This window comes from Actimicrobium sp. CCI2.3 (assembly GCF_035019065.1).
GTDB lineage: Bacteria > Pseudomonadota > Gammaproteobacteria > Burkholderiales > Burkholderiaceae_D > Actimicrobium.
The window spans coordinates 23,095-31,747 of sequence record NZ_JASJWR010000041.1; the positions used below are offsets into that span (position 1 = coordinate 23,095).

Annotated in this window: 7 protein-coding genes; all 7 read right to left on the minus strand. The window is 51.3% G+C overall.

Annotated elements, in window-relative coordinates:
* Positions 1 to 16: 16 nt before the first annotated feature.
* The 7 genes from QN370_RS18580 to apbC all read right to left on the minus strand — a co-directional run bounded on the left by QN370_RS18580 (position 17) and on the right by apbC (position 8,449).
* On the minus strand, positions 17 to 2,977 hold the full coding sequence (locus tag QN370_RS18580) for a formate dehydrogenase subunit alpha (protein ID WP_322128389.1): 2,961 nt from the start codon (positions 2,975 to 2,977) through the stop codon (positions 17 to 19).
* 16 nt (positions 2,978 to 2,993) lie between these two features.
* Positions 2,994 to 3,185 (minus strand): hypothetical protein, encoded by a 192-nt coding sequence (locus QN370_RS18585; RefSeq protein WP_322128390.1) that lies wholly within the window; start codon positions 3,183 to 3,185, stop codon positions 2,994 to 2,996.
* Between the two features lie 139 nt (positions 3,186 to 3,324).
* Entirely contained in the window at positions 3,325 to 3,942 is a 618-nt protein-coding gene (locus QN370_RS18590; protein WP_322128391.1) for a TorD/DmsD family molecular chaperone, read from the minus strand.
* Complete coding sequence (locus tag QN370_RS18595; RefSeq protein WP_322128392.1) at positions 3,942 to 6,005, minus strand: 4Fe-4S binding protein; 2,064 nt, start codon at positions 6,003 to 6,005, stop codon at positions 3,942 to 3,944. The genes QN370_RS18590 and QN370_RS18595 overlap by 1 nt, the downstream gene beginning before the upstream one ends.
* Before the next feature lie 251 nt (positions 6,006 to 6,256).
* Positions 6,257 to 6,862 (minus strand): DUF3306 domain-containing protein, encoded by a 606-nt coding sequence (locus QN370_RS18600; protein WP_322128393.1) that lies wholly within the window; start codon positions 6,860 to 6,862, stop codon positions 6,257 to 6,259.
* Positions 6,852 to 7,361 (minus strand): DUF3305 domain-containing protein, encoded by a 510-nt coding sequence (locus tag QN370_RS18605; RefSeq protein ID WP_322128394.1) that lies wholly within the window; start codon positions 7,359 to 7,361, stop codon positions 6,852 to 6,854. The genes QN370_RS18600 and QN370_RS18605 overlap by 11 nt, the downstream gene beginning before the upstream one ends.
* Entirely contained in the window at positions 7,361 to 8,449 is a 1,089-nt protein-coding gene (apbC, locus tag QN370_RS18610; RefSeq protein ID WP_322128395.1) for an iron-sulfur cluster carrier protein ApbC, read from the minus strand. The genes QN370_RS18605 and apbC overlap by 1 nt, the downstream gene beginning before the upstream one ends.
* Positions 8,450 to 8,653: the final 204 nt, after the last annotated feature.

Genomic DNA, 8,653 nt, shown 5'->3' on the forward strand with positions numbered 1-8,653 from the left:
TTGGGATCGAGCTCGCTTAAGCGATGCGCTCAATCTGGCAGATTGTTGTCTTGGTTTCTTGCATCATTGTTACCGAGTCGTAACCGTACGTCGTCCCGGTATTGACCGCTTCTCCACGCACAATAGGCGCAGCGCCTTCCGGGTAGTACTCGAGCATGTCCTTGCCCTGCCACCAGCCAGAAAAGTGAAACGGGATGAACACCGTATCGGGACCAACGCGAGGCGTCACCATTGCCTTGACCTTCAGACGCGCACCAGTCGGTGTCGAGACGATCACATACTCGCCATCGCGCAGACCACGCTCGCTGGCAGCTTTCGGGTTGATCTCGACGAAGTTCTCTTGCTGAAGTTCTGCAAGCCAAGGATTGGAGCGCGTTTCTTCGCCACCACCCTCGTACTCGACCAAACGCCCGGATGTCATGATGAGCGGGAATTTCTCCGCCAGCTTGTTTTCGACGTTCTTCTGCTGGACCGACTTGTACAACGTCGGCATGCGCCAGAAAGATTTCTTGTCCTCATGGGTTGGGTATTTGGCGACCAGATCAGGACGCGTACCGAACAATGGCTCACGATGCAGCGGCACCGGATCCGGGAAATTCCAGACCACCGCACGTGCCTTGGCGTTACCGAACGGCGAGCAACCATGCACTTTCATGACCACACGTTGAATACCACCAGACAGGTCGGTCTTCCAGTTCTTGCCTTCGGCTGCCTTCTTTTCTGCTTCGGTCAGGTCATTCCACCAGCCTAGCTTCTTCAGCAACACATGATCAAATTCCGGATAACCCGTCGTGATGTCCGCGCCCAGCGAATGCGAACCATCTTCAGCCAACAGATTTACACCATCACGTTCGACACCAAAGTTGGCGCGGAAATTACCACCACCATCCATCACGTGCTTGCTGTTGTCGTACAAGTTTGGCGTGCCAGGATGCTTCAGTTCCGGTGTGCCATAACACGGCCACGGCAAACCAAAATAATCGCCGGTCATGTCGTAGCCTGATGCAGCGTCTTTCCCGCCCTTGCACTGCAAGGTTTTGACGTCGAACATGTGCATGTTCTTCATGTGCGCTTTCAGGCGCATCGGTGACTGACCGGTATAACCGATGGTCCAGTTGCCGCGGTTGATTTCTTCGAGCATCGATTCCGGTTCCGGCTCCATCATGCCGCCCTTGCCCGCCACCAGCTTGATTCTTGCGACCAGTTCTTTGCCGAAGCCCAGCTTCTGTGCAAGTTGATACATGATCATGTGGTCGGTACGTGATTCGAACAAAGGCTCGATGACTTTTTCACGCCATTGCAGTGACCGATTCGACGCAGTGACCGACCCTGAAGTCTCGAATTGCGTCGCGGCTGGCAGCAGATAGACCGCACGCTTCGGGTTCAATTCCTGACCGTCCACCTTCATGTTCGCCATCGCCGCCGAGGCCGACGGATACGGGTCGATCACGACCAGCAAATCGAGCTTGTCGAAGGCTTTCTTCATTTCCAGACCACGCGTTTGCGAGTTTGGTGCATGACCCCAGAACACCATCGCACGGACGTTGTTTTCCTGGTCAATCAGCTCATTCTTCTCAAGTACGGCATCGATCCAGCGAGATACGGTCACGCCGGATTTTTCCATCATTGCTTGGGACGCATACTGTTTCTTGATCCACTCATAGTCCACACCCCAGACTGCCGCCCAGTGCTTCCATGCACCCGTGGCCAAGCCGTAGTAGCCTGGGAGTGAATCTGGATTCGGACCAACGTCGGTGGCACCCTGGACGTTGTCATGTCCACGGAAAATATTGGTGCCGCCGCCTGATTTGCCGATATTGCCCAGTGCGAGTTGCAGGATGCACGACGCACGCACAATCGCATTACCAATCGTGTGCTGCGTCTGCCCCATGCACCAGACCAATGTTGACGGCTTGTTCTTGGCCATCGTTTCAGCGCACTTGTAGACTTCGTCTTCTGGTACGCCACACGCTTCTTCGACTTTTTCCGGAGTCCAGGTCATGACTTCGGTGCGCACCTTGTCCATGCCGTAGACGCGTTCATTGATGTAATTGGTGTCTTCCCATTTGTTCTTGAAGATGTGATACAGCATGCCCCAAATGAATGGAATGTCCGATCCTGACCGAATGCGGATGTACTGATCCGATTTGGCTGCAGTGCGGGTATAACGCGGGTCGATCACGATGATCTTTGCGCCGGCTTCCTTCGCGTGCAGCATGTGCAGCATGGACACCGGATGGGCTTCAGCAGCATTCGAGCCGATGTACATGATCGCGCGCGAATTCTGCATGTCGTTGAAGCTATTGGTCATCGCGCCATAGCCCCAGGTATTGGCAACGCCAGCCACTGTCGTCGAGTGACAGATACGCGCCTGGTGGTCGGTGTTATTGGTGCCAAAGTACGAGACGAATTTGCGCAGCAGTTGAGCTTGTTCATTGTTGTGTTTGGACGAACCAACAAAAAACACGGAATCCGGGCCGCTAGTTTTTTTAACATCAAGCAACTGTGCTGAAATTTCGGTCAGTGCAACATCCCAGCTAATGCGCTGATACTTGCCGTTGACGAGTTTCATCGGATATTTCAAACGGAACTCGCCGTGACCGTGTTCGCGCAGTGCCGCACCTTTGGCGCAATGTGCACCGAGGTTAATTGGCGAATCAAAGACGGCTTCCTGACGTACCCAAACACCATTTTCGACGACTGCATCAACCGCGCAACCGACCGAACAGTGAGTACAAACGGTACGTTTGACTTCGATTTTGGCACCACCTTTGGCTGTCGATCCGTCAGCCGCACGTGCGCGCTGAATCAAGCCGAGTTGCGCCGCAGCGATACCGGCACCGACGCCAATACCCGAACGTTTCAGAAATGAGCGTCGGTCCATCGTTGGCAAGGCACGTGCGAGACTGTCGGCGAGGCCGGCAGAAAAGCGTGTGGACGAGCGTTGGCCATCCAGGCCCTTGCGAGTTAGCAGCATATTGGATCCCCAAAAATCAAAGAGTGGTCGTGCGATAGTATTTCTTGACGTGCTCGGTCAACCGATAGCCGGTTCCCTCAGGCTCGGCGGGCGTGACGACCGATGACGTGATTGCTTGCGGAGCCAGCTTGACGGCCACACCTGCGGCCGCCACTAACCCTAGTCCGGCAAAAAAGCTGCGCCGCGCGATTTTCTTTTGTTCTGCCATGTTCATCTCCTCAGATATCGGACAACCGGCAACGAGCTATATCGTTACGGCTGGCCTGACATTTTAATTAAATACCGCTCATTAATTAATGCTTTTTAACAATTTTTTGCTATTAGTACTGAATAAAATTTGATCTGTTTCAGCCCATGTCAAAAGCCTGCATTTCCACTGCAAAATATGCTCTGGCCAAGCGCGATACCGGCAGGTAGAACACCGTCATCGGATGGGCTTCCAGGGCATTACACAAATCATCCACCCAGGCTTGCATGTGATCACTGAAGAACGTCTGCTGTGTCGCTAAATTTCCGTGCATCGGATCATCCGAGGCGATGAGATAACGCATCACTTCACAAAGTGACGCAATATGATCTTCGCTCTCCACCACGCTTTGCACACGCTCTATTCCCAGCATCGAGAGATCGGTGCGCAACGCTGCTAGCGGTTTTTCCATCAGGAATCCGGATAGGTAATACGAACCGTAAAGCATGACTTCGGGCTTGCCAACTCCCAGGAATAGCAATTCGTATTCGTCACGTACGGTTTCCGCTTCAGCAGACTTGCAAGTAATGACCAGATCAGCCCAAGCCCGTTCGAGTACGCCATCGCCTTCCGACTGCGCCGACGCTATTGTGTCGAGCAGCGCTTGAGAAGGCGGTGCATAAAGTAACGTTGCTAGCAGCCCATACAAGTCGGCTCGCGCCGTTTCTTCGCCCTGGTCCTGACGTTCAAATACTAGCGGATGCGTAGTTGTTACCATCAGAGTGGTCGCTTCAGGTTGGTAATCGAAGCTTCCTTGGTGTTACTCATCATGTCTATTACCCGGCAATCAGCACACATTTTGATACGGTCGAGGTTGCCTGCAAACGCACCATGCATCGACAGCTTGCCGAACATGGTTTCGATCATCTGCGCAGTACCAAAGGGCTTGCTGCAGCGAATACAGTGAAACGGTGCGGCTTCATTCACTACACGTGATTGTTTTGCCGTATCTGTCAGCAGCAAGCGCGGAGTTAGCGTTATCGCGTTTTCAGGACAAGTGGTTTCGCATAATCCGCATTGCACGCAATTTTTTTCTACGAAGCGCAATTGCGGCAGATCCGCATTATCCATCAAAGCTGATTCGGGGCACGCGCCGACACATGACATGCATAACGTACATGCCGAGGTGTTGATGTTGACAGTGCCATACAAAGCTCCGGCAGGAAGAGCGATTTGTTCCGGCTTGAGAGGTGCGTGTTTCAGCAGATGACCAATGACTAGGTCGAGCGTCCCGCGTTTTTCAGCGGCAACAGCGAACAACGCGCGCTGAACCGGCACTTGCGCAATCTCGATAACCTGCAGCGCACGATCCAGTGCCGCTGGTGCCACGGCGTGCACTAGCGACAAATGCGTTCCGCTATAACCAAGCCCGGCAAGAATCGTCTGCGCGATAACCATTTGCTTTTCCAGCGCAGTTACGTAATCCGGCGCTTCTTCACCACTCAGCAGGATTGCAACGTGGCTCGCCCCGTACGCGATGGCTGCCAGCCACAGATCAATACCTGTCGACGCCGTGTGGTGTAACGACAGTGGCAACACTCGGGCCGGCATGCCGTGCAGTTTTCCACCAGACTTTGCCATGCGCCCTAGCTGCATAATCAACGCCGCACCTTTGTCGGCACTATGCAGCAGCAACGCAGGCTGTTCTCCACCGGCTTTTGCAAAGGTTGTCAGCATCGTCTTGATACGCTGCCCGGTATCTGGCGCACGCGGATACGCATAAGTTAGCGCGCCGGATGGGCAGACAGTTGTACAGGCACCGCAACCGACACAGAGATTTGGGATAACTTTAACTAAGTTACCATCATGACGAATTGCCTCAGCGGAGCACACATCAATGCATGAAGTACAACCAATTTGCCCGTTACGACCATGCGCACAGAGCTTGTCCTTATAAATGAAAAATTTTGGCTTTTCAAATTCACCGACCAGCGCGACAAGCTTCAATACCGCATCGGTTTGGCGCAGCGCGTCGTCAGCGGCGGCAAAATAACCTTGCGGTGGCTGGTGCATTGCCAGCAGTGGCGCGTCACACAAATCCAATATCAAATCAAAATCACCGCTGCGTTGTGTTGCAGTGCGGTTAAAGTCGATCGCTCCGATCGAACCACATGCCTTCACGCAATCACTGTGTGACGTACATTTGTTCAGGTCAATCTGGTACATCAGATCGATCGCTTGCTCAGGACAGGCTTCCACGCAAGCATTACAGCGGGTACATATTTCAAGATCGATGGGATTTGACTGTTCCCAGCGTGCCGTGAACGCGCCCAACCATCCTGTCAACTTAACCTGGCTACCCGAATAGGTCGGGAAAGTCCGTTCCTGCAACATGCCGGTGCCACTATCTGTGAGAAGCACACTTACATCGAGTTGCCCCGCAAGTTTTTCAGCCCAGGGCAGCACCCGCTGACCCGGACCTACTATTAGCAAGTGGCCACCCGACTCGTAGTTCACAACAGGCACTGGCTCCGGATCGGGCAATGCTGCGGCAGCTAGCAAAGCAGCCATTTTCGGTAAGGCCTGTGCGTTGTCTTTGCTCCAACCACCTGTTTCACGAATATTTACAAAACGAATCGGTGACACCGCAGATTTTTGGGCTGCAAGCTCGGAAAATAACGACCGCTCCTGCGTGCAAGCTACCACGACATCATCAACCCCATCGGCGACAGCCAGAAAAGCACCAATGTCATGACGGCATAATTCAGTAACAATCGGCAGCGATTTGCCATTGCCAAGGACTGCACCGAGACGGATTCCCGCTGTGTTATCCAGCGGCATTGTGTTGTTGCAGCTACAAACTTTAAATTGTGTGGTCAAAATGAAAACACCGCTTTTAATGGGTAATTGAATAAATCGTCAATTCTAAAATCTGCCAACATTATAATCGTCTATGAGAAATAAATCAGGACGCAACGTTTAATACAAAAGTATTCCTAAATACCAGACCGTATGTCTATATAGGCAAATATATGCCGTTCCTTAACGGAAATTATAGTTGCAATGACTGGCTGCTTTATTTGACATCTACATCAAGAAACTGATGCTGGACTTTCGGGTGCAGGTAACGAAGGATCGACAATAGTTAGCGGAGAAATGCAATCGGTTACCTCGACTATCTCTGGAACATCCTTTACTGGCACCGTACAGGGCTCACATTCCTCGACAGAGTCAGCGTGAATGATCTCTGGTTCAACGACAGCTACATCATCGATTACCGCAATCGTTTGATCGTCCTCCTTGACTAACTCGGGCAAAGGCGCATCGAGCATTTGCATGAATGGTTGTTCGAGATGCGCTAGTGGATTCATCAGCAACTTGGCGTGGTTCAATTCACTCACCATGTCGGCAGTCATCGGCACAAAACTGTTGTAGTCCTCGATATAGGTATCGAGGCCGTCCATGATGTTGAAACGCGGATCAGAAAATAACTTCTTCAGTGCCAATCGCTTCACTACGTCGTCCACACCTTGCGCAAAAAATGGTGAGAAATCGGAGGAGGAATTCAGCACAGCAACATCTTCCAAGGTCGGCAGTGGCCGGGGAGTGGTCTCTTCGGGAGGACTGTCTTGTACCGCCTCGTCAGTTACCGAGCCCGATTTTTTTGACCAGCGCGAAAAAAAATCATCAGCCGCCACTTGGCTTCCCTTCCTCTATTGCCATTTTTGCAATCGCAGCCCCGCCTTCGAAAGATGGCTTACGTCGCTTGCGTTTTTGCTCCGGTACGTAATATGTTTTAACGAAGGCAGTTAGTCTGTCGAGAATATCAGCGGATGCAGGAACTGTTTCTACCTTCTCTCCACCATCCATCAATCTCGCACCCTCGTGATAAGACAAGGTCACCACTTTCGGAACGGCAATTTCGACACCATCCATTTCTTCAAGGCGATACATTACAAACCAACACGGTGAAGGCGCACTAATATTGAGGAAATAACCTTCAGCTTCATCGCTGAACAGCCGCACTTCGAAGCCCCCGAACAGCCAGCGGAGATCTTCGTCGTGATCCAGCAAGCAACGACTGTCATCCGGTACACCGGTCAGAATATCTACAGGTTGCCACTGGTAGGTTTGCCACCGATTGTTCAGACGCGTGCGTTGCATGACAACGGCTATGCTAAGTGCATCTGTTTCCATTAATCGTTCTTGATGACGATGCTAGGGAACTTGCTTGACATATCCTTAGCTTTTTCTGCAACTTTGACAGCAATTTTCCGGGCAATGTTTTTATAAATTTCAGCAATGGGTCCATCCGGATCAGCAATTACCGTTGGCATACCTGAATCGGCATGTTCACGAATCGACATTGTCAGCGGGAGTGCTCCCAAAAAGTCAACGCCGTATTCCCCACACATTTTCTCACCACCGCCATGACCAAAAATCGCTTCGGCATGTCCACAATTAGAACAAATATGCGTGCTCATGTTCTCGACGATACCAAGGATGGGTATATCAACCTTTTCGAACATTTTCAAACCCTTGCGCGCATCGAGCAACGCAATGTCTTGCGGGGTAGTCACGATAACGGCACCGGTAACGGGTACTTTTTGAGACAACGTTAATTGGATATCACCAGTACCTGGTGGCATGTCGACGATCAGATAGTCAAGGTCACGCCAGTTTGTCTGGTCGAGCAATTGCTGAAGTGCCTGAGTCACAATTGGACCGCGCCATACCATCGGTTCATCCGGGTCGATCATGAAACCGATGCTTGACACTTGAAGACCATGGTTTTCCATCGGCTCCATTGTCTTGCCATCAATGGTCTCAGGCCTACCGGAAATACCCATCATCATTGGCTGTGACGGGCCATAAATATCAGCATCGAGAATACCGACTTGCGCGCCTTCCGCAGCTAATGCGAGTGCAAGGTTAACTGCTGTAGTTGATTTCCCCACGCCGCCTTTACCCGAGGCAACGGCAATGATGTTTTTTACATTCGCCATTAATTTGACGCCGCGCTGAGCAGTATGCGCGATTATTTTCGAGTACACATTGACGCTGACATTGCCAATACCAGGCAATTGACGTACGGCAGTGATGGCACTCCGACGAATTGCGTCAATTTGACTTTTTGCCGGATAACCAAGCTCAACATCGAAAGCAACATCACTTCCATCTAGCTTGATGTTTTTGACACATTTACCAATAACCAAATCCTTATTCGTATTTGGATCGACAACTTTTGAAAGTGCTTCTTTGACCAGTTCAACAGTAATGCTCATCTGTGCTTCTCCATAATTTTTCTAGGCGTAGTCTAAACTATATTGGAGAACGACTCTCGGCACACAGATAGCTACCGTATTACTGCCCTGTTACGTCATTCCCCTAATATTTTCCAATTCTCCCAATGCAAAAAGGCCCTTCTTTCGAAGGGCCTTCTTGTTTGCTGCTTGTAACTTAACCTGACGATGACCTACTTTCACACG